Raw genomic sequence first — 24,164 nt, forward strand, 5'->3', positions numbered from 1 at the left:
CGATAAGGGGGATTATCGCAGCACAAAGACCCAAGTGGCGATGCTCGGCTACTGTGATCGCCGAGGGGAGGGCGCCATGCTCATCACAGCTACCGACGTGTCGATGATCGCGCGCGTCCGCCGCCCCGTCGTCTCCATGTGGCGCAAGCGCTACGCAGGGGCCGACGCCTTCCCTGAGCCTGACAGCGCAGGGCTGTTCGACGCGGAGCGGGTCGTCGGCTGGCTGGCGGAGCACGGGCGCGGGAACAACCCGCAGCCTGAGCGTGCGCTGCCGCTGCTCGGCATGCTCGTCGAGGCGCGCACGGACGTGGCCCGGGCGATGGAGCTGTCCGCCGTGCTCGCGTTCCGGGCGGCCTACGGGGAGGAGCTCGTCGACGACCTCGACGCTCACAGAGGCGCCGCTCTCGGCGGACTCGACGCGTGGGACAGGCTCCACTGCTTCGGCAGTGAGGTCCTGGCCCTCGGCGACGGCCTGACTGAGACGGCTGCAGCGGTAGACGCCTTCCTCGACGAACGCTTCGGGGCGGCCGACGCCATGCGGTGGCTCGCCGACGACTGCCTCGTCCGCCACCTCCCGCCCTTCGCCGCCGGAGGGCTGTCTGACGCGGCAGCAGAACTGGTGGCCCGGGCCGCCGTCGCGCTCGCGGACCTCTCCCCGCAACCCTCGCTGCTCGATTCGGCCGGCACCGGCTTCTCCTGGCTGCAGCACCTCCCCCCGGAGTGGCCCGCGCCGGTGGGGATCCGGGTGGATGAGTCGCCGGTGGGCCGCCACTCCCGGCGGGTCCTGCAGGTGGGGGAGTGGGACGCGCTGGCGGTGCCCGACGAGCGCGGCTGGGCCGTCGCCGTCGACGCAGCCCTCGATGCAGACCCTTCGGAGCTGTTCGCGCGCGCCGCGCTCGGCGACGACCGCCAGGTCCGGCTGGTGCTCGGCCCCGCCAGGCTGCTCGCCGATCCCGCAGGGGATCTTGTCGCCCGCGACGCACTCCTCCGCGACGGCGTGCTCCGCGCCGTCGTCAAGCTGCCGGCGGGATGCCGCCCGGCCCACCCGCGCGAGGCGCTGGCGCTCTGGCTGGTGGCGGAGCGCGACGAGCTGCCGTTCGAGCAGCACCGCACCTTCGTCGCGGACCTCACCGGCGTGGACCTGCCGCAGGTGACCGCCGACCTTGTGGTGGACCTGACGGTCGCCGCGCAGGACCTTCCCGCCCAGCAGCACCGCGCGTGGCGGGTGCTGCGCCCAGCCCTCACCCGGCACCTCCTCGCTCGCCGCGGCTCCCTTGTCGCCATCTCCCAGGCGCCAACAGGACGGCGCGCGCAGGCCCCGACGCCCGCGGAGTTGGAGGCCAAGGCCGAGGCGGTGGGGTTGGGCACGCTCCCGCTCCCACTCGGCTCCGGCGCCCGGAGGACCCGGTCCGAGATCACCGCCCAGACAGGCCTCGACGACGGCTGGCTCAGGCTTCTCGCCGGCTCCCGGATCTCGCCCGATCAGCTAGGCGAAGGCGACCTCACCGTCTGGACCGCCGACGGCGGCCGCCTCGCCCGGACCGTCCGCGTGGACCGGTTGGCCGCCCTCGGCCGCCCGCGCACGTGGCTGACGCAGCCGGGCGACGTGATCCTCGGCCCGGGCCCGACCGCCGTCCTTGACCTCGACGGTGGCTCGCTCGTCGCCGCCCCCGCCCGGGCGTTGCGCCTCACCACTGACGCGCCCGTGACCGCCCAGCAGCTGGCCCGCGCCGTCGCCGCCGCGTCGCGCGGCACCAGGCCGCCCCAGTGGCGGCTCACCCCGCTCGACCCAGCCCAGCGCGTCGCACTGTCTGCGGCGGCTGACAGGATTGGGCAGCGTCGGGCAGAGCTCACCGCCCAGCTCGACGCCCTCAACTCGTTCGAGGACGCCCTCCTCGACGCCTGCGAGACCACCACCCTCACCCTGGAGACCCGCTGACTATGGCCAGAACACCCGCCGCCCCCGCCGCGCCCAGCACCGCGAAGGAGCTCAAAGACCTGCTGTGGAAGTCGGCTGACAAGCTGCGCGGCTCGCTGGACGCCAGCCAGTACAAGGACATCGTGCTGGGGCTGGTGTTCCTCAAGTACGTCTCCGACGCGTTCGAGGAGCGCCGCGAGCAGATCCGCGAGGAACTCATCATCGAGGGCTACGACGAGGCCACCGTCGCCGAGACGCTGGAGGATCGCGACGAGTACACCGGCTCCCAGGTGTTCTGGGTGCCGCAGGAGGCCCGGTGGTCCTACCTCGCCGCGCACGCCAAGGGCACGCCGGACAAGTCCACCGGCGAGCTCGTCGACGACGCCATGCGCCGGCTCATGGAGGAGAACAAGTCGCTGGCGGGCACGCTGCCCATGGTGTTCAACCGGTCGAGTGTGGACATGCGCCGCCTGTCGGAGCTGATCGACCTGCTCAACGGAGCCCGCTTCACCGGCGCCGGCGCCACCAAGGCCCGCGACCTCCTGGGCGAGGTGTACGAGTACTTCCTGGAGAAGTTCGCCCGCGCCGAGGGCAAGCGCGGCGGCGAGTTCTACACCCCCGCCGGCGTGGTGCGGGTGCTCGTCGAGGTGCTGCGCCCAACGTCGGGCCGCGTCTACGACCCCTGCTGCGGGTCGGGGGGCATGTTCGTGCAGGCGGAGAAGTTCCTCGAGTCGCACCACCGCTCGCCCGGCAGCATCTCCGTCTACGGGCAGGAGCTCAACGAGCGCACCTGGCGGATGGCGAAGATGAACCTGGCCATCCACGGCATCCTGGGCAACCTGGGCCCCACCTGGGGCGACACCTTCGCCCGCGACCTCCACCCGGACCTCAAGGCCGACGTGGTCATGGCCAATCCGCCGTTCAACATCAAGGACTGGGCGCGCCGCGAGGACGACGCCCGCTGGGCCTACGGCGTCCCACCGGCCGGGAACGCCAACTACGCCTGGCTCCAGCACATCCTCAGCAAACTCACGCCCGAGGGTCAGGCGGGCGTGGTGATGGCCAACGGCTCGATGTCGTCCAACAGTGGCGGGGAGGGTCAGATCCGCGCCGAGATGGTGGAGGCGGATGTGGTGAGCTGCATGGTGGCGCTCCCCACCCAGCTGTTCCGCTCCACCGGCATCCCCGTGTGCGTATGGTTCCTGGCCAAGAACAAGGGCGCCTCCGAGGACGCGACGACGGACCGCCGCGGTCAGACGCTGTTCATCGACGCCCGCAACCTTGGCCACATGGTCGACCGCGCCGAGCGCGCGCTGAGCGACGACGACATCGCCAGGATCGCGGGCACCTTTGCCGCGTGGCGGGGCATCGAGGGGGAGTACGACGACGTCCCCGGGTTCTGCCGCTCGGTCCCGACGGCGGAGATCAAGGCCGCGGGCTACGCCCTGACCCCGGGCCGCTACGTCGGCACGGCGGCGGTCGAGGACGACGGCGAACCCCTGGACGAGAAGATCGAGCGGCTCACCAAGGAACTGTTCGAGGCGATGGACGAGTCGGCCCGCCTCGACGCCGTCGTCCGCGAGCAGTTGGGGCGAGTGAAGTGAGGTTGGAAGATCTCTGCGAGGAGTTCGTCGACTGCAAGAACCGGACAGCTCCCCTTGATGAAGGGGGTGAGTTCTTCGCGGTTGGTACACCCGCCATGAGGAGCAATCGGATCAGCTTTGGTGAGGCGCGGCCAATTTCGCGGTCGACCTATGAGCTGTGGACGGCCCGGCTCGTGCCGCGCGAAGGCGACCTACTGCTGGCCCGTGAGGCGCCCGTCGGACCGGTCGTTCTGGTGCCTCGGGCACCGAGGGTAGCCGCTGGCCAGCGGACGGTCCTGCTACGAGTGGACCCCGCCGTCGCCGTGGCTAAGTGTCTCTACTACTACCTCATCGACTCCGGCACGCAGCAGCGGCTTCAAGGCTTGGCCCATGGATCGACAGTTCCTCACCTTCGGCTTTCCGATGTGCGGGATTTTGAGGTCGACCTGCCAGACCTCGCCACCCAAACCGCCATCGCCGACGTCCTGGGAGCGCTGGACGACAAGATCGCCGCCAACGAGCGCGCCAACTCGATTGCGTCCGCGTTGTCGCAGTCGCTGCTCGTTAGGGCGTCCGACTCGGTTCCTTTGGTCCCTCTGGGACAGCTCGTCGACGTCCCGAGGAACACAGTCACGCCGGTTCCAGGTGGCGTGTGGCACTTCAGCCTGCCGGCCTTCGACGAGGGGGAGGTCCCCAAAATGGAGGATGGGGCCGAGATCAAGAGCGCCAAGCAGCGCCTGGATCAGCCTGCCGTGCTCCTCTCGAAGCTGAACCCGCGCATCCCGCGGGTGTGGGACGTGGCGTCAATCCCGGAGGCGCATCCTGCCTTGGCGTCGACGGAGTTCATCGTGCTCGAACCACGCTCGGCATCAACCGCAGTGCTGGCAGCGGCGTTGAGGCTGCCCACATCGTTGGATGGCCTCCAATCCCTAGCCCGCGGCACGTCAGGATCACACCAGAGAGTGAGTCCTGCTGACGCGATGGCCCTCGAGATCCCCGATGTCAGGCAACTCCCCGTCGATCTACGCGAGAAGTTAGCGGTGTTGGCCGCAGCCACGGCCAGCAGGCGCACAGAGTCGGCACGCCTCGCCGCGACCCGCGACGCCCTCCTCCCCGAGCTCATGTCCGGGCGGCTCGCCGTCAAGAACATTTGACAGCCGTGCTAGCGTGTAACGAAGAAGGTTACATCCATTGAGGATCAGCTACTCGTCCAAGCAGCTTCAGAGGGAGTGCACCGACGACCGTGAGATGAAGCGGAAACGCGGGTCGGTGGCTCTGAAACTGAGGCTGCGAATCAACGCTTTGAATGCGGCAACGTCGTTGGAGGATCTGCAGACGTTGGATCCTCTTGGCCGGTGGCACCCGTTGACGGCCAATCGCTCTGGTCAATGGGCCGGGGACCTCAGTCGCAACTGGCGGCTCATCGTCGAGGATGACGGCGTCGAGGGCGGAGAGGTTTCGGTCATGGTGATCGAGATCCGGGACTATCACTAGAGGGGAGGGGACATGGACAGGAACTATGCGGTCGCGCCGGGGGAGTACCTCGCCGAGTGGCTGGGCGACGAGCACTTCACCCAGCAGCAGCTGGCCGACAGGCTGGGGTGGAGCCGGAAGCGGGTGAACGAGATCGTGGGGGGTCGCGCCCCGATCTCCGCTGAGGCGGCCATCCAGCTGGAACGGGTCACCGACATCCCTGCCGACTCGTGGCTGCGCTTCGAGGCCGCCTACCGGGCCGACCTCGCACGGCTGCACGACGCCGAGCAGCTTCAGGCGGACGTCGACGTGGTCGATGCGCGCGTGGCAACGTACCTGCGCGCGCTCGGGGCCACGACGGCGACGGCCAGGAGCAAGACGCAGCTCGTGGCCGACTTCCTGCGCTTCCATCGCTGCGGCACAGTGGCCGCCTATCGGGAGCTGGTGGCGGATCAGTTCCGGGGCGAGTTCCAGCTCGCGGCGCTGAAGGAGTCCGCGGACGCCGTCGATCAGGGGCTGCTGATGGCCTGGCTCCGCGCCGGCGAACTCACGTCCGAGTACGAGGCCGCCCGCACCCTTGCCTACGACGAGGAGGGCCTGCGAGCGCTGCTCCCCGAGCTGCGCCGCCGCGTCGCCACCCCCGACGACCGCATGATCGACGACGTGCGCGCCATGCTGCGAGCTGTCGGGGTGACGCTCCAACTGGTCGATCCGCCGGCGAGCTTCCCGCTGCACGGCGCCACCCGCTGGACCGACGGCCGGCACCCGTTGATCCAGCAGACCGGTCGCCGGGGCAAGGACGGCTTCATCATCTGGACGCTCTTCCACGAGCTGGGCCACATCCTGAACGACCCCCGCGGCGAGATCCATCTGGAGTTCACCTCGTCGAAGACACGGAACTCGCACGCGGAGAAGCAGGCCAACCGTTTTGCGATGGAGACGCTGTTCGGCGAGTCCGGGCTGGATCCCTTCGATGGACTCGAGCGCGACGGCGACATCCGTCGCGTGGCGCAGGAGGTGGGAATCTCCCCGGGGCTCGCGGTGTTCCAGATGCACCGGACCCGGCTGCTCGACTACAACCGGGGCAACCAGCTCTGCGTCGATCTACGCGCCTGACCGAACCTCGCGCTCACTCGGCCGAACGCCGCTACGCAGATGCGGATCGTTGTCAGTGAAGTGAGAGTGTGACCACACTGATCGACACTGAAACACACTGAAGGACACTGACAGTGTGAGTCGACGAGAGTGAAAGTATAAGCTCTCACCGTTGTTAGCGTTGCACGTTGTGAAAGCTGGGTTCACAGGAGAAGACACACGATGACTCTGAAAGACTGTAAAACTTGAAAACCCAAGTCTTGTGTCGTATGTTTCAACTGTGAAGTGGGACAGCGCGAGTCTTCAGGATGCGATCGTCGGGCTTCGGGAGCGGCGAGCCGACAGCGCGGAGATCGAAGTGAAGTCAGCTGTCGGCGGTGCTCCAACGCTGGGGTCAACCCTGTGTGCCTTCGCCAACATGCCCGAAGGAGGAACAATCATCCTCGGGCTCGATGAGGCGGCAGGTTTCGTGCCAGTGGATCTGACGAGCGTCGCCGCCCTCGAACAGGCGGTCTCCGATCAGGCAAGAACCAGCGTCGTCCCGCCCCTGCGGTGCGAGTTCCAGACTTTTCGGGTGTCGGGCAAGCCCGTGCTCGTCGTCGAGGTGATAGGCCTGCCACTCGACCAGCGGCCTGCGCGCCACGGCGGCAAGGCGTATCTCCGCCAGACTGATGGTGATTACGTGATGAGCGAGCAGGAACTCGCCCAACTCGAGCTGGCCAAAACCCAGGCCAAGCAGCCCACCCATCCTGACCGCCAGCCTGTTCCCAGCTCATCGGCCGACGACCTTGACGGCGGACTGGTCGCCTCGTATCTGGCCGCCGGGCGCGCCGCGTCGCGTCGCTATGCAGCAGCCACTGACGAACAGATCCTCCTTCACACGGGCGTGACGACGCGTTCGGGCGAGGTCACCCTGGCCGGTCTCTATGCCATGGGCCAGTTCCCACAGTCGGGTTCGCCGAGCCTTGGAATTACCGCCGCCGCCGTGCCGCCGCGTGATTCGGATGGTCCCCGCACTCGAGACCTGGTTCACCTCATCGGGCCCATACCTGACCTGCTGGACGAGGCCATGGCTTGGGTGCTCCGCAACACGCGCACCACCATGGGCTACGACGACAGGGGCCATGGCGTCGACCGCTCAGAACTCCCGATGAGAGCCGTGCGCGAGATAGTCGCCAACGCCCTCGTCCATAGGAACCTGGATCCCATCACCGACTCGAAGCGGGTGGAGATCCGGCTCCTCAACGATCAACTGGTCATCACGAGCCCCGGAGGTCTCTGGGGCGTCTCGGAGAGCCAACTCGGGCGCCCAGGCGCGAAGAGCGCCGTCAACCCGGTTCTCTACGAGATCTGCAAGTTCGTACGCATGGCGGACGCGAGTCGAGTCATCGAAGGGGAGGGGGGCGGCATTCGCGAGGCAATTCAAGCCCTCACTGCCGCAGGACTCCGTCCGCCACGGTTCATCGACAACGGGCTCCAGTTCACCGTCATCATCTCCAGACACACCCTGGTGGAGGACGCGGACCTGGTGTGGCTTCAGGACGTCACCGACGATGTGGACCTCTCAAGTGAGGAACGGGCCGTCCTTGCGTCGATGAAGCACGGGGGAGTCTGGAGCAACGTCCGCGTCCGGCAGGAGTTCGCACCGATCGACTCGACGGCGGCCCGGAAGCTGTTGCAACGGCTCGTCGAGGCCGGGCTTGCGGTGGCCGACGGCGAACGTCGGCAGACGTCTTATCGAATCTCACCCTCGCTGGCCTCCTCTGCGCAGGAGGAAGTGGAGGTGTTGGAAACGGCTCCTTCAAGGCCGCCACGCCTCGACGATACGGGTGCCCCTCGACCACGCGTCAAGCATTCAGACTCGATTCTTGCCGCGATGGAGCGTGCGGCGACGCTCCACGAGCTCGTCGAGGCTACCGGCCTCACTGAAGGGCAGGTTCGGTACGCACTGAAGAGGCTCATAGAGACTGGGGACGTCGTGATGATCGGCTCCCAGGGAGTGCGTGATACCCGCTACGAGCGCTCGGGTGGCGTCCACTAGTCAGCGACAACGACATTCGCCCTCAATGCACATCACTGAGTGCTCACTGAACAACAGTGATGTGCAGTGAATGACAGTGAGGTCAGTCAGCAGTGGCCGCGAGGCGGCTGCTGATGTGCTGATGCAGGTCGTCGACATAGACAGGAAGCCGCATAGACCGGAGCGAGAAGGAACCACACTCTGGCTCGCACCAGGCGAACACGTCGGCGTCGGGGGCCCGAACGCCCTTCAGCAGTGCCAGAGCTTCGGCGTCGCGCCCGAGGAGATGGCGCACGAACGCACGGTTGGCGGTGTTGAGCTCTGGCTGCCTCAGCGGGAGGCGCGACGCCCGGTCCAGTGGTCCCACCGCTTGTGCTGCGCCTTGGGGGATCAGGCAAAACCCAAGGTTGTTGAGAGCCTCTCCGTCCGCTGGGTTCATGAAAGCCAGCGCAGTGAAGATCTCAGCGGCTTCCTCAGGCCGGCCCTCCTGGAGGTGGCGCACAGCCTCGCTGACGAACTGATCAGTGCTCAGGTCGCGTGTCTGCGGGAAGGTCTGAGGTGTGGACTCGGCCAAGCGGTCAAGGGCCACGGCGGCAACGTCGGTAGGACTGATAGTCCTCGCAGCGAGGACGCGCTCCCCGCACTGAGTACCGATCCTGCCGCGCGAGTATCCCCATTCCATGACGAGGCTACTCGTGGTCCAATTCGACAAGTGAGTCACTGTGAACCGTTCCCACAGCCAGAGTGCCTCGGGCTCGGGAAGCGTGGGTGGCAGATTACTGAACAGCGCCTCCGCCGGCGCCTGCCACCCTAGGAACCCATGCAGGTCCGTCTCGACCAGACGAGCGAGCCACTCGGTCACATGCGTCGCGAACCAAGCGCCGTACGTGTGGGAACTCGAGTTGCGATCAAGGCATCTCTCCCAGAGTCGTCGCCAGGCGTCTGACGCGGGGAGGTCGGTGATCATCTGCGTGATGACGTCCGCGACGGTAGGTGAGACCCCGACACGCAGGATGGGGACGACATCCAGCCCGCGCCGAGACAACTCGCCCCAAATGCCGAGGAAGTCCTCATCCGATGTGGTGCGAGCGATTGGCGGTGTCGCGGCGTGCGTACGCAGCCGGAGCAGCAGTGCGGTCGTGCTTGCGCCCGCAACCGGTGAGTCCAGATCGCGGAGCATGGCCTCCGTAGCGTCGAAGAGGGAAGCGCCCGAAGCGATCTCAATGGGCCGCGAGACGCCGGTCATGACCAGTCCTCCGAGCACATTCACCGAAGTGGTGGGTCTGGAGACACCGAGCTCGAGCAGCGTGTCACGGCACTCCTCCGCGCACGTTGGCCCTTGGGGACCCTCCCTGAAGTAGGGGCACGACGGAGTCAGGGTCGGAATGGTGCAGGCATCGCTGTAGGCCGTGAGGGCACGAGTAATCAGTCCATCTCGAAGTGAAGAAGCTTCCCCCATGACCGCAGCCTAGATCAGTCGGGGTGCGGGCCGATGGTCACGATGGTGATGTGCCCGTCACCGGGCCCGTAGATCCAGAAGATGCGCCATGCGCCGGGCGTGTGATTCTCGACGTAGGACTCCCACAAGTCCGAGCCATCCACCGACTTGACTGACTGATACTTGTGGGAGTTGAGCCCCGGGTGCCGAGGATTCTGCTCCAGGAGCCCCAAGGTCTTGCGCACCTTCTTCAGCTTCACCGAGTAGTTCGGTGAGTCCGCAAGATCCTTCAAGACCTTGGTGGCCTCCCCGGTGAAACGTAGCTCCACCGGGCTAGTCCTCGACGTCCTCGTCGGCGTACTGGGCGAAGCTGCCGAGGCTCTGGGTCACGCCTGCCGCCGCCTCCGCCAAGCCCCGCGCCAGGGACTCGCGCAGCATCTGGTTCTCCCACACGATCAACTCGCGGCGGGGGATCGAGACCAAGGGGGTGAGCAGGATCTGCCCGTCGTCGTTGACCGCTACTGCGTACCGATCGTCCTTGCGAACGCCGGTCTTGGCCATGGGCAGGCGTCCGCGCTCGTCAGCAAGTGCTTCGCCGACGCTCTTGAAAACGTCCGTGTTCATGTGAGTCCTTCCCCTCCGCGAGAAATGTAACACTTGACCCGCGGTTGCATTGCCCCACTGGGGCATTGCCCACGGTACGCCTTTCTGGTGGCCTGTTCAAGTCGGGAGTAATGTTCTGTGGACAACTCGAAGCCTGCCGTATCGGCTTGGTCCGGCAGCGCGCCGGCTCGCGTCACGCTGGAATCACCGACGTCGTGACGAACCAATGGTCATGGTTCCTCCGCGCTCGGCCGCGGTTGAACCGGTAGCCACAGTCCCAGATCACGCGGGCAACACGTAGAAGTACATCAAGAGGTAGTGGAGGAACGCCGCCACCGCCACGAGCACGTGCCAGATCTCGTGAAAGCCGAATATGCCGGGCCACGGGTTCGGTCGCTCGATCACGTAGATCACGAAGCCCGCGCTGTACACCAGGCCGCCCGCCGCCAGCAGGACCAGTGCGGTCGGCGGGAGCGAGACGTCCGCGCCCAACAGGGCGATGGTCATCCAGCCCAGCGTGATGTAGAGGGTGTTGGTGACGTACTTCGGGACTCGTCGCCACACTGAGCGCAGCACGATCCCCAGGATCGCGACGGCCCACACCGCGCCGAACACCGCCCATCCGTACACGCTGCGGAAGAGCACCAGCACGAGGGGAGTGACCGTGCCGGCGATCAGGGTGAAGACGGATGCGTAGTCGAGCGTCCGTAGTGCCTCGTTGATTCGTGGGCCTCGATCGAGTCCGTGGTGGAGCGTGCTCGCTGCGAAGAGTGTCATGAGTGCCAGCCCGTAGATGCTGAAGCCGACGATCTTCCACGGATCTCCCTGGTCTATGGCCTGGGAGACCAGCAGGACCGTCCCCAGGACGGAGAAGCAGAAGGCCACCAGGTGCGAGAGGGTGTTGAACCGCTCGTCGGTCACGTGGACGCTGCCGTCCCTGCTTCTGATAGGGCTGTTCACAAGCCGCCTTCCGAACGTAGGGCCGTGCGTGAGGGGGGTCCAATCACGACGCAGTTTACCGGGGTGGAACTGTCGTACCTGCGCCCTAGCGTCGGCGTCAGGAGTCGACACTCGGGTCGGCACGCGAACGGTAGGAGGTCCTCATGGGCGACGTGATCGATCTGGACGCCACGGTGGAAGCGTCGTGGGGCAGGTTCGAGCAGGAGTACGCAGCCGCGGTGCGGGAGTTGCGGCCAGGGCAGCACCTGCTGGCGAGTATCGAGGATGGCTATGTAGACGATGACGACGAGGACGGCGGATACGCGATGGAAGCCACCCCCTCCGTCGTGACCCTCGCCTGGGAGGGCGAGGTCGGCGTCATCGTGGAGGGCAACGACGTCCTGGCCTGCGCCTATCACTTGACCCGGGCCGACATGTCCGCACTGCGGAAGTGTGGGCTGCGGCGCTTCAGCAGGCACACCTCGGCATATCGGCTGGTGCTCCCCGTCAGCGAGGCGACGCACGCCGCGGCCGTGGCTGCCTCCGTGCTGCGCGACGTGTTCTCCGTGATCCACCCAGCCTTTCTCAAGGGTGGAGGATTCTCGGTGGGCGGCCAGCCTCGCAGCGAATGACCTTGCCCCGGTCAGGCAACTGCATTCCACGTCAGTAAATCGGCGTGGTGCGTGGATGGTAAACGAACGTTTCGAAAGCGCGTACACTTTGATCGTAACGAGGAGGTTGCGTGATGAGCACGGCTATGGCACCCCAGACCTACGTCCCTGAACAGAGCGAAGAACTGGCACAGGTTCACAGTTTCATCGAGGCCCATGCTGAACGTAGAGGGGCGGTACCGCCCGCCCGGTTCCTGCTGATCGGAGGCGGCGAGGGGGAGCAGATCGAGTTGCCCGAGTCCCTCTACGGGATTCTTGTGCAAGTGGTGGACGCACTCGCCGCCGGTAAGGCGGTGACCGTGACACCCACGGAGCCTCAACTGACCACGCAGCAGGCGGCGGACCTGCTGGGTGTGTCGCGGCCGACTGTGGTCCGGATGATCGACTCCGGCGAACTCCGCGCCGAACGGAATGGGTCGCGCCGGCGACTCCTTCTGAGTGACGTCCTCGAATATCGCGACCGCCGCCGCCAGCGTCAGTACGCGATGCTCGAGGCCACGGCGGTCGATATCGATGACGAGGACGACCCGGCGGACGTCATCGCCCAGCTGCGAGCCGCACGGCAGTCACTCGCCGGACAGAGAAAGCGTTGATCTGGGAGGAATGTTCACCGCACTCCTCGACACCTCGGTCCTCTGGCCCAGTTTTCAGCGCGACTTCTTACTCAGCCTCGCCATCGAAGGCCTTTACCGTCCAATCTGGTCCCAGGCGGTGCTGGACGAGCTGACCTGGGCAGAGACCGCGAAGCGCGTGAAGCGCGGAGCGAAACAACACGAAGCAGAGGAGGCTTCCCGGCGGTTGATCGAACAGATGAGTTGGGCTTTCGATGACGCGTGCGTCCAGGGATGGGAGCCGCTGGTGGGCTCCTACGAACTACCTGACCCCAACGATGAACACTTGGTCGCCGCAGCGGTCGTTGGGGGCGCCGGTGTGATCGTCAGCGACAACTTGCGCGACCTGCCTTCAGACAAGCTGCCGACAGGCTTGGACGCTGTGTCAGCGGCACGATTCGCGCTCGACACCGTCTCCGTCGCACCTCCCATGGCTGTCCGAGCCGTAGAGACGCTCGCAGTGCGCTACCAGAACCCGCCGCGAGGCACGCTCGAACTCCTGGACACGTTGAGAGTCCGGTACGGAATGGGCGACGCCGTGGATCTCATGCTTGAAGCCGTGGCCACCGATAACGGGCCTTCTGGCACGCCGCGTCGGATGCGGACGGACATGCGGGCAGACTAGGGCTCATGCTCGAAGACGACCTCGAACTCCTCGCCCACGACTACCTGGGCGAACTCGGGTGGCGTCCGGTTCACGGCTCCGAGCTCAACGCCCGCCGCGCGTCGGCCGCGGACCCAGTCCTCGCCGTCGACTTCCGCGCGGCGCTGGCCCGGCTCAACCCGGCGGTGCCCGCGACACTGCTGGACCAGGCCGTCACAGAAATCCTCACGCCCGCGTCGCAGGACGCCGCCTCGGAGAACCTGCGCCTCCACGAGCTCATGGTGCACGGCTACCGCGGGGTCAGCTGGCTGGAGCCCGACGGCACGGAGCGCACCCCTACGTTGCGGCTGATCGACCCCGACCCGTCGGCCAACGACTGGCTGGCCGCGCGCCAGGTGATCGTCCGCGACCGCGACGCCCACCGTCGCTTCGACCTCGTCCTCTACTGCAATGGCCTGCCCGTCGGCGTCGTGGAGCTGAAGAACGCCGGAGACCAGTCCGCCACCGTCGCCACCGCCCACGCCCAGCTCGCCACCTACCTGCGCGAGTTCCCGATGGCCTTCCGCACCTGCGTGGTCACGCTCCTCAGCGACGGCGTGCTGGCCAAGTACGGCAACCCGTTCGCCCCGCTCAACCACTACGCCGAATGGAACGTCGACGACGACGGCCTCCCGCTCGCCGACCAGGCGCCCGCGCTCGAATCGCTGCTCGACGGCGTGGCCAACCTGGAGCGCTTCGGCCAGCTGATGCGCAACTTCACCGCCTTCGCCGAGGGGGAGGGCGGCATCCTCAAGCGCACCGCTAAACCGCACCAGTACTTCGCCGTCACCAAAGCCGTCGGCCGCACAGTCCAAGCCGTCGAGAGCGACGGCAAGGCCGGCGTCGTGTGGCACACGCAAGGCTCCGGCAAGTCGCTGGAGATGGAGTTCTACACCAACCTCCTCCTGCGCACCCCGCGCCTGCAGAACCCCACCGTTGTGGTGGTGACCGACCGCACCGAACTCGACGGTCAGCTCTTCGACGGCTTCGCCGCGTCCAAGCTGTTCCCCGAGAAGCCGGAGCAGGTCTACACCCGCGAGGCGCTCCGCACGGCGCTCACCGAGCGCAACTCCGGCGGCATTCTGTTCACCACGCTGCAGAAGTTCGGCCGCACCCAGCAGGAGCGCGAGGCCGGGCGCGAGCACCCGCTGCTGTCGGGGCGCCGCAACATCGTGGTGATCGTCGACGAGGCGCACCGCAGCCACTACGACGACCTCGACGGCTACGCCCGTCACCTCGCCGACGCCCTCCCCAACGCCACGCTCATCGCGTTCACCGGCACCCCGATCAGCTTCACCGACCGCAACACGCGTGAGGTGTTCGGCGACTACATCGACATCTACGACCTCACCCGCGCCGTCGCCGACGGCGCCACGGTGCCCGTCTACTACGAGCCGCGGCTGGTCACCGTCGGGTTCGACGACGGCGTCACCTCAGAACAGCTCGACGCCGCCGCCGACGAGCTGACCCGCGACCTCGACGAGACCGAGCGCGAGCAGGTGGAGCGCTCGGTGGCCGTCATCAACTCCATCTACGGCGCGCCCGAGCGGCTGCGCACCCTCGCCGCTGACATCGTCGAGCACTGGGAGAGGCGCCGGGCCCGGGTCATCACCGAGATCGAGGGGCCGGGCAAGGGCCTGATCGTGTGCGCGACTCGCGAGATCGCCGCGAACCTGTACTCGGCCATCGTCGAGCTGCGGCCGGACTGGCACTCGGATGCCATCGACGGCGGCCGCATCAAGGTGGTGTACTCCGGGACGGCCTCGGACCAGCCCCCGATCAGCGACCACGTGCGGCGCGAGTCCGAGAACAAGGTGATCAAGAAGCGGCTCGCCACCGCCGAGGACCCGCTGGAGCTCGTCATCGTCAAGGACATGATGCTCACCGGCTACGACTCGCCGCCGCTGCACACCCTGTATCTCGACCGTCCGCTCAAGGGTGCGCTGCTCATGCAGACCTTGGCCCGGGTGAACCGCACGTTCCGCGGGAAGTCCGCGGGCCTGCTGGTGGCCTACGCGCCGCTTACCGACAACCTCGCCCATGCCCTTGCCGAGTACACCCTCTCCGATCAGCGCGAACGCCCGATGGGCCGCGACGTCGGCGAGGCGGTCGAGCTGGCCCGAGCCCTCGTCGAGCAACTCCGCGACCTCGTCCGGCCCGTGAACTGGCGGGCCAAGCTCGGCACACCTAGAGGCTGGATGGACGCCGCCCGGCTGCTGACCGCCTGGCTGCGGGACCCGCGCAATCCGGGCAACCGGGTTGCGGAGGGGCACGCGACGCTCACCGACAGGTACCGGCACCTCACCACTCAGCTTGGCCGCGCATGGGCGCTGTCCGCAGGTGCGGACAACCTCGCCGACATCGCCGACGAGGTCCGGTTCTACGTCGAGGTCCGCGCCTGGGTGGCCAAGCTCGATGCAGCGGAGCGGGAGGCCAGCGGGCGGCCGGTGCCGGAGGAGGTGGCGCGGGCGCTGCTGGCCGTCGTTGAGGACTCCACCGACTCGCGTGACGTCATCGACATCTACCAGATGGCTCAGATCACCCCGCCCGACTTCGACCACCTGGCGCCGTCGGTGCTGGAGGAGGCGCAGGCCTCGCAGAACCCGCAGCTGGCCATCGAGGCGCTGCGTGCCGCGCTGCTCCTGGAGGCGGCCCGGGTCTCAGGCCGCAACCTGGTACGGCAGCAGACGTTCGGCGACAGAGTGGCCGACGTCATCAACCGCTACACCAACGGGCAGCTGACCTCCGCCGAGGTGCTTCTGGAGCTGTGGCGGACAGCGGAGGAGATCGCGTCGGAGGCGCGACGGGGGGAGCAGTTCGACCCGCCGCTCGGCACCGACGAGCTGGCCGTCTACGACGCCGTCGCAGCCAACGACTCGGCGATCGAAGTGCTCGGGCAGCCCGTGCTGGGGCAGATCGCTCGCGAGCTCGTGGAGATGCTCAGGCGCGACGCGAAGACGGACTGGACGGTGCGTGACGACGTGCGCGCCTCGATCCGGGCCAAGATCAAGCGCCTACTGCGCAAATATAAGTATCCGCCGGACCGCTCGGAGGCGGCCGTCAAGTTGGTGGTGCAGCAGATGGAGGCGCTGTCCGCTGCCTGAGGTCTGCTGGCCTCGTCAGCTCGGCTGCGCCACGGAGACGCGGCGTCGCTGAGGGACTGGGCAGGCGATGCTGCCCGAGAGGCGGAATACCAGCCCGACGGCCAGCAGGATCAGGGACAGGGCCGCGAGCCAGGGCTGGAGCGGCCCGAAGTAGGTCAGTGCACCCGTGTAGCCGAGGGCCAGCAGGGCGATCTTGTTGCAGACCGGGCATCCGATCGCGAACCACGCCCCGAAGGCGCCCACGGTGCCCCAGACGGAGAGTTTCGCGTCCTCTGCGTCCGCGGTCGCCTTCGGTCCGCTGCGGAAGTACGTGGCGATGAGCATGCCGGACAGGCCCGAGGTGACGATCCAGGCCGGGTAGCTCCACGCGGTGGGCGGGATCTCGCGGCCGAAGATTGGGTTCGGGATCAACACCGTGACCACGCCCAGGGCCAGCCCTACGACGAGGGTGGCCACGGCGGCGCCCGCCCATCGCCTGGCGGACCAGGACCGCAGGGCCTGCAGGGAGAGGTTCAGATGGCGACGCATTCGACCAGTCTGCCACACGCGGCCCAATACCCCCAGTGGTATCCGTCAAGGCGTGCAGGTTTGCTCGTTCAAATCGTTGCCGAATTGTGACCTTTCTAACGTGCCAATTCGCCGCGAGGACCGTTAGTGTCGAGCCATCGACGTGGTCAGCGGTGACGCTGACGACGTCTCCCCGCCGTCCTCAAGAGGGCGGGCCGCAACGTCACCTAGGAGGGTACGAACCCCATGAAGAACCTGAAGCGCTCCATCGCGCTCCTTGCGGTCGCGGCACTGTCCGTCGGCGCGCTGGCCGCTTGCGGCGATGACGAAGGCGCCAGCGGCGATGCTGAGGGCTCGGTCTACTTCCTCAACTGGAAGCCCGAGTCGGAGGCGACCTACGGCGAGATCGCCGAGAAGTACACCGAAGAGACCGGCGTCGAGGTCAAGGTGGTCACCGCCGCCTCCGGCACGTACGAGCAGACCCTGCAGGCCGAGATGACGAAGTCGGACGCCCCGACCCTGTTCCAGATCAACGGCCCCGTCGGCCTCGTCAGCTGGCAGGAGTACGCCGCTGATCTCGGCGAGACCGACTTCGCGAAGGACCTGAGCGATCCCGGCCTCGCGCTCACCGGCGAGGACGGCACCGTGTACGGCGTGCCGCTGGCCGTCGAGGGCTTCGGCATCATCTACAACGACGCGATCATGCGCGATTACTTCGAGATGGACGGCGCCAAGGCCGCCTCGATGGACGAGATCAACAACTTCGACAAGCTCAAGGAAGTCACCGACGACATGCAGGCCCGCAAGGCCGACCTCGGCATCGACGGCGTGTTCGCGTCGACGTCGCTGGCTACCGGTGAGGCCTGGCGTTGGCAGACGCACCTGTTCAACACCCCGCTGTACCACGAGTACCAGGAGAAGGGGATCACCGACGCCGAGGAGATCGAGTTCACCTACAGCAACGAGTTCAAGAACATCTTTGACCTCTACCTGACCAACTCAACCGTCGAGAAGACGCTCGCACCGTCCAAGACCGTGACCGACTCCATGGCCGAGTTCGCCACGGGCAAGGCTGCCATGGTGCAGAACGGCAACTGGGCCTGGAGCCAGATCAAGGACATCGAGGGCAACGCAGTGGCTGAGGAAGACATCAAGTTCCTCCCCATCTACTCGGGCGTCGAGGGTGAAGAAGACCTGGGCATCAACGTCGGCACTGAGGCCTTCATGGCCGTCAACAGCCAGGCCACCGAGGCCGACCAGCAGGCCACCATCGACTTCGTCAACTGGCTGTTCACCGACGAAGACGGCATGAACTACGTGACCGAGGATCTCGGCTTCATCGCTCCGTTCAAGTCCTTCGGCGATCGCACGCCGGCCGACCCGCTGGCCAAGGAGATCAACCGCTACATCAGCGACGATTCCCTGACCGCCGTGCCCTGGGTGTTCACCACGATGCCCTCGGCCAAGTTCAAGGACGACTTCGCCCAGCTCCTCGCCCAGTACGCCTCCGGCAACCTGGAGTGGGCTGAGGTCGAGGAAGCGGTCGTCGCCAACTGGGCCACCGAGAAGGCTGCCGTCGGCGGCAACTGACCGTCGGCTAACATCTGGGGCGGGCCACGCACAGTGGCCCGCCCCAGTACCCCATTCGGCATCGCGGCCGGGCGGGGTTGAACGGAGTAATCACTATGCAGAGATCCCTGAAGAAGTACTTCCCGCTATTCGTGCTGCCAACGTCGGTCGCTTTCATCATCGCGTTCCTGGCACCGTTCGTCATTGGCCTGTACCTGTCGTTCACGAAATTCACCACGATCACCAACGCCGAATGGGTCGGCCTGGACAACTACCGTCGGGCGCTCGATCCCGCTGACGGGTTCCTCGGCTCGTTCTGGTTCACGATCCTCGTCGTCGTCGCGTCGGTCATCACCGTCAACCTCTTCGCCTTCGGCATCGCCAAGCTGCTGACACAGAAGCTGAAGGGCACCAACGTCTTCCGGACGATCTTCTTCATGCCGAACCTCATCGGTGGCATCGTGCTGGGCTACACCTGGCAGGTCATCATCAACGCGGTCCTCGCCAACTACGGGACCACCCTGGTGGCCGACTGGAAGTACGGCTACATCGGCCTCATCCTGCTGGTCAACTGGCAGCAGGTGGGCTACATGATGGTCATCTACATTGCGGGACTGCAGAACGTGCCGCCGGAGCTCAACGAGGCAGCGGCCCTCGACGGCGCCGGCCGCTGGCAAACGCTGCGCAACGTGACGATCCCCATGATCATGCCGACGATCACCATCTGTCTGTTCCTCACGCTGTCCAGCGCGTTCAAGATGTTCGATCAGAACCTCGCGCTCACCGACGGCGCCCCCATGGACCAGACCAAGATGGTCGCGCTGGACATCTTCAAGACGATGTTCTCGCAGATCGGTCGGCAGGGCGTCGGCCAGGCCAAGGCCGTCCTATTTGTCATCGTCGTCGTGGCGATCGCGCTGCTGCAGCTGCGCGCCACCCGGAGCAGGGAGGTTGAGGCGTGAGCACGCAACCGCAGACAGTTACCCCCGTACCGGTCGCTGGACCGACGACGCCCCCGGCGGCCGAGGCCGGCGGCAAGCGCCGCGACCCGGTGGGCAAGATCCTCATCTACGCGCTGCTGGTGGCCCTCGTGGGCCTGTTTCTGGGGCCGATCGTCTTCATCGTCCTCAACTCCTTCAAGCAGAAGTTCTCCATCTCGTCGGACCCCTTCGCGGTGCCGCTGGGGGATATGTGGGCCGGGTTCAGCAACTACATCACCGGGATCCAGGCGCAGAACTTCTTCGAGGCCATCCTCTGGTCGTTCGTCATCACCATCGGATCGGTGCTCATCATCGTGTTCCTGACGGCGATGCTGGCGTACTTCATCACGCGCGTGAAGACGTGGTGGACGTCCCTGATCTACTACCTGCTCGTCTTCTCCATGGTCATCCCGTTCCAGATGGTGATGTTCCCGACGGTGAAGCTCGCCGATGCCCTCGGCCTGGCCAACCCGGTCGGCATGATGGTGCTCTACCTCGGCTTCGGTGCGGGGCTGTCGGTGTTCATCTTCTCCGGGTTCGTCAAGTCGATCCCCCTGGAGATCGAGGAAGCCGCCTATATCGACGGATGCTCACCGCTGACCACCTACTTCCAGGTGGTCTGGCCCATCCTCAAGCCCGTGACGATCACGGTGGCAATCCTCAACGCCATGTGGATCTGGAACGACTACCTGCTGCCCTACCTGGTCATCGGCCTGTCGACACGCTTCAAGACCATCCCGGTCGTGGTGCAGCAGTTCGTCGGCTCGAACGGTAACCGCGACATGGGTGCGCTCATGGCGATGCTCGTGCTGGCCGTGGTCCCGATCATCGTGTTCTATCTGTTCGCGCAGAAGCACATCATCGAGGGCGTCGTCGCCGGGTCGGTCAAGGGCTGAGTGGTCGACCCCAACTCGCGGACCTGGCAGGCGCTCGGCCTCGCGGCCGACGTCGTCGTCGTCAACGCGCTCACCATCGTCTGCTCGTTGCCGGTGGTGACCGCGGGGGCTGCGCTGTCCGCGGCCCACGGCACTCTGCTGGAGATGGTCCGTGAGGAGGGGGCGAAACCTGCCCGCACCTACTTCTCCTACTTCACCCGCACGTGGAGGACGGCGACCTTCGGGTGGCTGCTGCTGCTCGCCGTCGGCTCTGTCCTGGGCTGGGAGTACTGGGCGCTCGGCCGCATGGACGGTGGCGCTGCGCTGGTGGCCCAGGCCGGAGTGCTGGCCGGGGCCATCCTGGTGACTCTCTGGGCTGTCTGGTTCTTCCCACTGGCCTCTCGGGGGGAGGGGTTCGCCCGCACCGCGAAGTTGGCCGCACTGCTCGCGCTCGGCAAGTTGCCCCGGAGCCTGCTCGCCTCAGTCTGGCTCTTGATCCCCGCCGTGCTGATCATCCTCAACCCCGGCGGCTGGGTGCTGTGGCTCGCGGTCATGGCCATCATCGGGGTGGCTCTGATGCTCTACCTGGTCGACCTCGTGGTCGTGGAGACGATCGATTCGCTCCCGCCGCGCGGCTCCACCGGAAGCGCGCAGTAGTCTCGACGGCATGCCATCTGCCGAAGGAAACCTGGACTGGAAGCCGCTCGCCGACCATCCCGAGTTGGTCGCCCACCCCGTCGCGCAGGCGTCGCATCGCGTGCCCGACGCGCGGGTCGCCGAGATCGACGAGGCGCTCGCCGACACCGCCGCCTTCTGCGAGCGGTACGACGTTGCGCTCGAGGCGTCGGCCAACTGCGTCATCGTCTTCGGGCGACGCGGCGAGGAGACCGTCCACGCTGCCGTGATGGTGCTGGCGGTCGACCGCGCCGACGTCAACAAGACCGTCCGCAAGGAGCTGGGCATGCGGAAGATGTCGTTCGCCGACCAGCCGACGGTGGAGCAGCTGACCGGGATGACGCAGGGAGGGATCACCCCGGTGGGGCTGCCCGACGGCTGGCCGATCCTCATCGACGAGGCCGTCGTCAGCGCGGGGCCGGTCGTGATCGGGGGAGGGGTCCGGGGGAGCAAGATTCTGCTTGACGGCGCCGACCTGGCACGACTGCCCGGCGCCAAGGTGATCCCGCTGGCTCTGAGTGGCGCCTGACGGGCTCAAGGGAGGGCCCTGCGGGGTGTTACATTGTAACGATTCGTTTAACGAATACCGTTATGGCTCCGCGCGCCAGGCGCCGCTGTAACTCACGACGGCCGCCCATGGGGACGGCCAGCGCGATGCGAGCGGCAGGGTCAGACGAAGATGACCTGCGCGCCCTCGGAGATCTCGATGAAGTCGGTGGCGCTGATGACGCCCTCGACGCCGGGGTGCAGGTCGGCCTCGATCATCTTCATCATGTCGAAGGTCAGCTTGCAAGCGTACATGTGGGCACCGGCGGCGTGCAGCAGGTCGATGAAGTCGGGCACGTCGGGCACCTCGAGCTCTTCCATCTGCTTCTTCATCATCGACGTCGCGAAGCGGGTCATGAACGGGATGTTGCCCATCGCCTGGGGCATCGAGACGTGCTCGAGCCCGGGCTTCAGGCGTCCCAGCTGCGGCACTACGACGACCTCGACGGCTACGCCCGCCACCTCGCCGACGCCCTCCCCAACGCCACGCTCATCGCGTTCACCGGCACCCCGATCAGCTTCACCGACCGCAACACGCGCGAGGTGTTCGGCGACTACATCGACATCTACGACCTCACCCGAGCCGTCGCCGACGGCGCCACCGTGCCCGTCTACTACGAGCCTCGCCTGGTCACCGTCGGGTTCGACGACGGCGTCACCTCAGAACAGCTCGACGCCGCCGCCGACGAGCTCACCCGCGACCTCGACGAGACCGAGCGCGAGCAGGTCGAGCGGTCGGTGGCGGTGATCAACTCCATCTACGGCGCGCCCGAGCGGCTGCGCACTCTGGCCGCGGACATCGTCGAGCATTGGGAGAAGCGGCGGGCCCGGGTCATCACCGAGATCGAGGGGCCGGGCAAGGGCCTCATCGTGTGCGCGACTCGCGAGATCGCCGCCAACCTGTACTCGGCCATCGTCGAGCTGCGGCCGGAGTGGCACTCGGATGCCATCGACGGCGGCCGCATCAAGGTGGTGTACTCCGGGACGGCCTCGGACCAGCCGCCGATCAGCGACCACGTGCGGCGCGAGTCCGAGAACAAGGTGATCAAGAAGCGGCTCGCCACCGCCGAGGACCCGCTGGAGCTGGTCATCGTCAAGGACATGATGCTCACTGGCTACGACTCCCCGCCGCTGCACACCCTCTACCTCGATCGGCCGCTCAAGGGCGCACTGCTCATGCAGACCCTCGCCCGGGTCAACCGAACATTCCGGGGGAAGTCCGCGGGCCTGCTGGTGGCCTACGCGCCGCTTACCGACAACCTCGCCCATGCCCTTGCCGAGTCCACGCTGTCCGATCAGCGCGAGCGCCCGATGGGCCGTGACGTGGGCGAGGCGGTCGAGCTGGCGCGGGCCCTCGTCGAGCAACTCCGCGACCTCGTCCGGCCCGTGAACTGGCGGGCCAAGCTCGGCACACCTAGAGGCTGGATGGATGCCGCTCGTCTTCTGACGGCCTGGCTGCGGGACCCGCGGAATCCGGGGAACCGCGTGGCGGAGGGGCACGCGACGCTCACCGACAGGTACCGGCACCTCACCACGCAGCTCGGCCGCGCGTGGGCGCTGTCCGCCGGTGCGGACAACCTTGCCGGCATCGCCGATGAGGTGCGGTTCTACGTTGAGGTCCGCGCCTGGGTGGCCAAGCTCGATGCCGCAGAGAGGGAGGCGGACGGGCGGCCGGTGCCGGAGGAGGTGGCGCGGGCGCTGCTGGCCGTCGTCGAGGACTCCACCGACTCGCGCGATGTCATCGACATCTACCAGATGGCGCAGATCACCCCGCCCGACTTCGACCACCTGGCGCCGTCGGTACTGGAAGAGGCGCAGGCGTCGCAGAACCCGCAGCTGGCCATCGAGGCGTTGCGGGCCGCGCTGCTTCTGGAAGCCGCGCGCGTGTCGGGCCGGAACCTGGTGCGGCAGCAGACGTTCGGCGACCGAGTGGCAGACGTCATCAACCGTTACACCAACGGGCAGTTGACCTCCGCTGAGGTGCTTCTGGAGCTGTGGCGGACGGCGGAGGAGATCGCGTCGGAAGCGCGGCGCGGGGAGCAGTTCGACCCGCCGCTCGGCACGGACGAGTTGGCCGTCTACGACGCTGTCGCAGCCAACGACTCGGCGATCGAAGTGCTCGGGCAGCCCGTGCTGGGGCAGATCGCTCGCGAGCTCGTGGAGATGCTCAGGCGCGACGCGAAGACGGACTGGACGGTGCGTGACGACGTGCGCGCGTCGATCCGGGCCAAGATCAAGCGGCTGCTGCGCAAGTATAAGTACCCACCGGACCGCTCCGAGGAGGCGGTGAAGCTGGTGGTGCAGCAGATGGAGGTGCTGTCGCGGGGGTAGGGCAGGCGGCGGTCACACTGACCTGCGATCAATCCGTTCGGTCGCCTCGGCTGGCTGATGCAGGTAGGTAACGTGGGACGCGCAGTGTTTCACCACCGCTTTCACCGTCGAAGGGGGATCTCATGAAGGACCTGACCATCCTGCACAATCCGCGCTGCTCCACCTCGCGCGCGGGGCTGGAGGCCGCCGAGGCCTCGGGGCTGAGCCTCGAGGTGCGCAACTATCTCAAGGAACCACTCGACGAGGCCGGCTGGCTGGCCGTGCTGGAGATCCTCGACGCGGACCCCACCGAGCTGGTGCGCCGCGACAAGGCCTTCGACGAGCTTGGCCTCAGCAACGACGATGTGGCCAGCGTGGACCAAGTGGCCCGCGTGCTGGCCGCCAATCCCACCTTGGCACAGCGCCCTGTGCTGATCAGGCGCGATGGGGTGCGCGAGCGGGCGATCATCGGCCGGCCGAAGACCGCCGTTGCCCCCTTCCTGGCTTAGCCCCCGCCGGCTGAGGTGCGAGGAGCGAAGCGACGAGCCTCGAAGCCTAAGAGAGATTCCTTGTCAGCCAACGTTTCATAGGCTTCGAGGCCGCT

23 protein-coding genes are annotated in these 24,164 nt (G+C 66.9%); 17 read left to right on the forward strand and 6 right to left on the reverse strand.

Annotated elements, in window-relative coordinates; genetic code table 11:
* Positions 1-76: 76 nt before the first annotated feature.
* The 6 genes from ACX1D1_RS02490 (at position 77) to ACX1D1_RS02515 (ending at position 8,110) form a co-directional block, all read left to right on the forward strand.
* Entirely contained in the window at positions 77-1,939 is a 1,863-nt protein-coding gene (locus tag ACX1D1_RS02490; protein ID WP_459055776.1) for a hypothetical protein, read from the forward strand.
* A gap of 2 nt (positions 1,940-1,941) precedes the next feature.
* Positions 1,942-3,522: a class I SAM-dependent DNA methyltransferase gene (locus ACX1D1_RS02495; RefSeq protein WP_459055777.1), complete on the forward strand. Its 1,581-nt coding sequence runs from the start codon at positions 1,942-1,944 to the stop codon at positions 3,520-3,522.
* Positions 3,519-4,655, forward strand: coding sequence for a restriction endonuclease subunit S (locus ACX1D1_RS02500; protein WP_182783443.1), 1,137 nt, complete (start codon positions 3,519-3,521; stop codon positions 4,653-4,655). Before ACX1D1_RS02495 ends, ACX1D1_RS02500 begins: the two co-directional genes overlap by 4 nt.
* Positions 4,656-4,692: 37 nt before the next feature.
* Complete coding sequence (locus ACX1D1_RS02505; protein ID WP_220491005.1) at positions 4,693-4,995, forward strand: type II toxin-antitoxin system RelE/ParE family toxin; 303 nt, start codon at positions 4,693-4,695, stop codon at positions 4,993-4,995.
* Between the two features lie 12 nt (positions 4,996-5,007).
* Entirely contained in the window at positions 5,008-6,090 is a 1,083-nt protein-coding gene (locus ACX1D1_RS02510) for an ImmA/IrrE family metallo-endopeptidase (RefSeq protein ID WP_459055778.1), read from the forward strand.
* A gap of 259 nt (positions 6,091-6,349) precedes the next feature.
* Positions 6,350-8,110 (forward strand): ATP-binding protein, encoded by a 1,761-nt coding sequence (locus ACX1D1_RS02515; protein WP_459055779.1) that lies wholly within the window; start codon positions 6,350-6,352, stop codon positions 8,108-8,110.
* 82 nt (positions 8,111-8,192) lie between these two features.
* Here the strand turns inward: ACX1D1_RS02515 and ACX1D1_RS02520 are convergent, their stop codons facing one another.
* The 4 genes from ACX1D1_RS02520 to trhA form a co-directional block, all read right to left on the reverse strand.
* Positions 8,193-9,335 (reverse strand): tetratricopeptide repeat protein, encoded by a 1,143-nt coding sequence (locus ACX1D1_RS02520; protein WP_459055780.1) that lies wholly within the window; start codon positions 9,333-9,335, stop codon positions 8,193-8,195.
* Between the two features lie 227 nt (positions 9,336-9,562).
* Positions 9,563-9,856 carry a hypothetical protein gene (locus ACX1D1_RS02525; RefSeq protein WP_182783434.1) on the reverse strand — a complete coding sequence of 98 codons (294 nt, stop codon included), beginning with the start codon at positions 9,854-9,856 and terminating at the stop codon, positions 9,563-9,565.
* Positions 9,857-9,860: 4 nt separating this feature from the next.
* Positions 9,861-10,151 carry a hypothetical protein gene (locus tag ACX1D1_RS02530; RefSeq protein ID WP_182783432.1) on the reverse strand — a complete coding sequence of 97 codons (291 nt, stop codon included), beginning with the start codon at positions 10,149-10,151 and terminating at the stop codon, positions 9,861-9,863.
* 261 nt (positions 10,152-10,412) lie between these two features.
* Positions 10,413-11,051, reverse strand: a complete 639-nt coding sequence (gene trhA / locus ACX1D1_RS02535; protein WP_459055781.1) for a PAQR family membrane homeostasis protein TrhA — start codon at positions 11,049-11,051, stop codon at positions 10,413-10,415.
* Positions 11,052-11,233: 182 nt separating this feature from the next.
* Here trhA and ACX1D1_RS02540 point away from each other — a divergent pair, with 182 nt between their 5' ends.
* The 4 genes from ACX1D1_RS02540 to ACX1D1_RS02555 all read left to right on the forward strand — a co-directional run bounded on the left by ACX1D1_RS02540 (position 11,234) and on the right by ACX1D1_RS02555 (position 16,098).
* A complete protein-coding gene (locus tag ACX1D1_RS02540; RefSeq protein ID WP_459055782.1) occupies positions 11,234-11,701 on the forward strand; it encodes a TY-Chap domain-containing protein in 468 nt (155 codons plus the stop codon).
* A gap of 113 nt (positions 11,702-11,814) precedes the next feature.
* Complete coding sequence (locus ACX1D1_RS02545; RefSeq protein ID WP_459055783.1) at positions 11,815-12,333, forward strand: helix-turn-helix domain-containing protein; 519 nt, start codon at positions 11,815-11,817, stop codon at positions 12,331-12,333.
* Positions 12,334-12,343: 10 nt separating this feature from the next.
* Complete coding sequence (locus ACX1D1_RS02550) at positions 12,344-12,976, forward strand: PIN domain-containing protein (RefSeq protein WP_459055784.1); 633 nt, start codon at positions 12,344-12,346, stop codon at positions 12,974-12,976.
* 5 nt (positions 12,977-12,981) lie between these two features.
* Entirely contained in the window at positions 12,982-16,098 is a 3,117-nt protein-coding gene (locus ACX1D1_RS02555; protein WP_459055785.1) for a type I restriction endonuclease subunit R, read from the forward strand.
* Positions 16,099-16,113: 15 nt separating this feature from the next.
* Here ACX1D1_RS02555 and ACX1D1_RS02560 read toward each other — a convergent pair whose 3' ends face one another.
* A complete protein-coding gene (locus tag ACX1D1_RS02560) occupies positions 16,114-16,626 on the reverse strand; it encodes a hypothetical protein (protein WP_459055786.1) in 513 nt (170 codons plus the stop codon).
* 225 nt (positions 16,627-16,851) lie between these two features.
* On the opposite strand from ACX1D1_RS02560, the gene ACX1D1_RS02565 reads away from it, so the two are divergent.
* The 5 genes from ACX1D1_RS02565 (at position 16,852) to ACX1D1_RS02585 (ending at position 21,233) form a co-directional block, all read left to right on the forward strand.
* Positions 16,852-18,195: an ABC transporter substrate-binding protein gene (locus ACX1D1_RS02565; protein ID WP_459055787.1), complete on the forward strand. Its 1,344-nt coding sequence runs from the start codon at positions 16,852-16,854 to the stop codon at positions 18,193-18,195.
* A gap of 95 nt (positions 18,196-18,290) precedes the next feature.
* On the forward strand, positions 18,291-19,136 hold the full coding sequence (locus ACX1D1_RS02570; RefSeq protein WP_182783420.1) for a carbohydrate ABC transporter permease: 846 nt from the start codon (positions 18,291-18,293) through the stop codon (positions 19,134-19,136).
* Positions 19,133-20,050 (forward strand): carbohydrate ABC transporter permease, encoded by a 918-nt coding sequence (locus ACX1D1_RS02575; protein WP_182783418.1) that lies wholly within the window; start codon positions 19,133-19,135, stop codon positions 20,048-20,050. Before ACX1D1_RS02570 ends, ACX1D1_RS02575 begins: the two co-directional genes overlap by 4 nt.
* Positions 20,051-20,686 (forward strand): MusI family membrane protein, encoded by a 636-nt coding sequence (locus ACX1D1_RS02580; protein WP_182800876.1) that lies wholly within the window; start codon positions 20,051-20,053, stop codon positions 20,684-20,686.
* Positions 20,687-20,696: 10 nt separating this feature from the next.
* A complete protein-coding gene (locus ACX1D1_RS02585) occupies positions 20,697-21,233 on the forward strand; it encodes a YbaK/EbsC family protein (protein ID WP_459055788.1) in 537 nt (178 codons plus the stop codon).
* Between the two features lie 140 nt (positions 21,234-21,373).
* Here ACX1D1_RS02585 and ACX1D1_RS02590 read toward each other — a convergent pair whose 3' ends face one another.
* On the reverse strand, positions 21,374-21,607 hold the full coding sequence (locus ACX1D1_RS02590) for a DsrE/DsrF/DrsH-like family protein (protein ID WP_220491004.1): 234 nt from the start codon (positions 21,605-21,607) through the stop codon (positions 21,374-21,376).
* A 36-nt stretch (positions 21,608-21,643) separates the two neighbouring features.
* Here ACX1D1_RS02590 and ACX1D1_RS02595 point away from each other — a divergent pair, with 36 nt between their 5' ends.
* Positions 21,644-23,581 carry a type I restriction endonuclease subunit R gene (locus ACX1D1_RS02595; RefSeq protein WP_459055789.1) on the forward strand — a complete coding sequence of 646 codons (1,938 nt, stop codon included), beginning with the start codon at positions 21,644-21,646 and terminating at the stop codon, positions 23,579-23,581.
* Positions 23,582-23,703: 122 nt separating this feature from the next.
* Positions 23,704-24,069 (forward strand): ArsC/Spx/MgsR family protein, encoded by a 366-nt coding sequence (locus ACX1D1_RS02600; protein WP_459055790.1) that lies wholly within the window; start codon positions 23,704-23,706, stop codon positions 24,067-24,069.
* Positions 24,070-24,164 lie beyond the last annotated feature (95 nt).

This window comes from Tessaracoccus luoxuelianae, assembly GCF_054483915.1.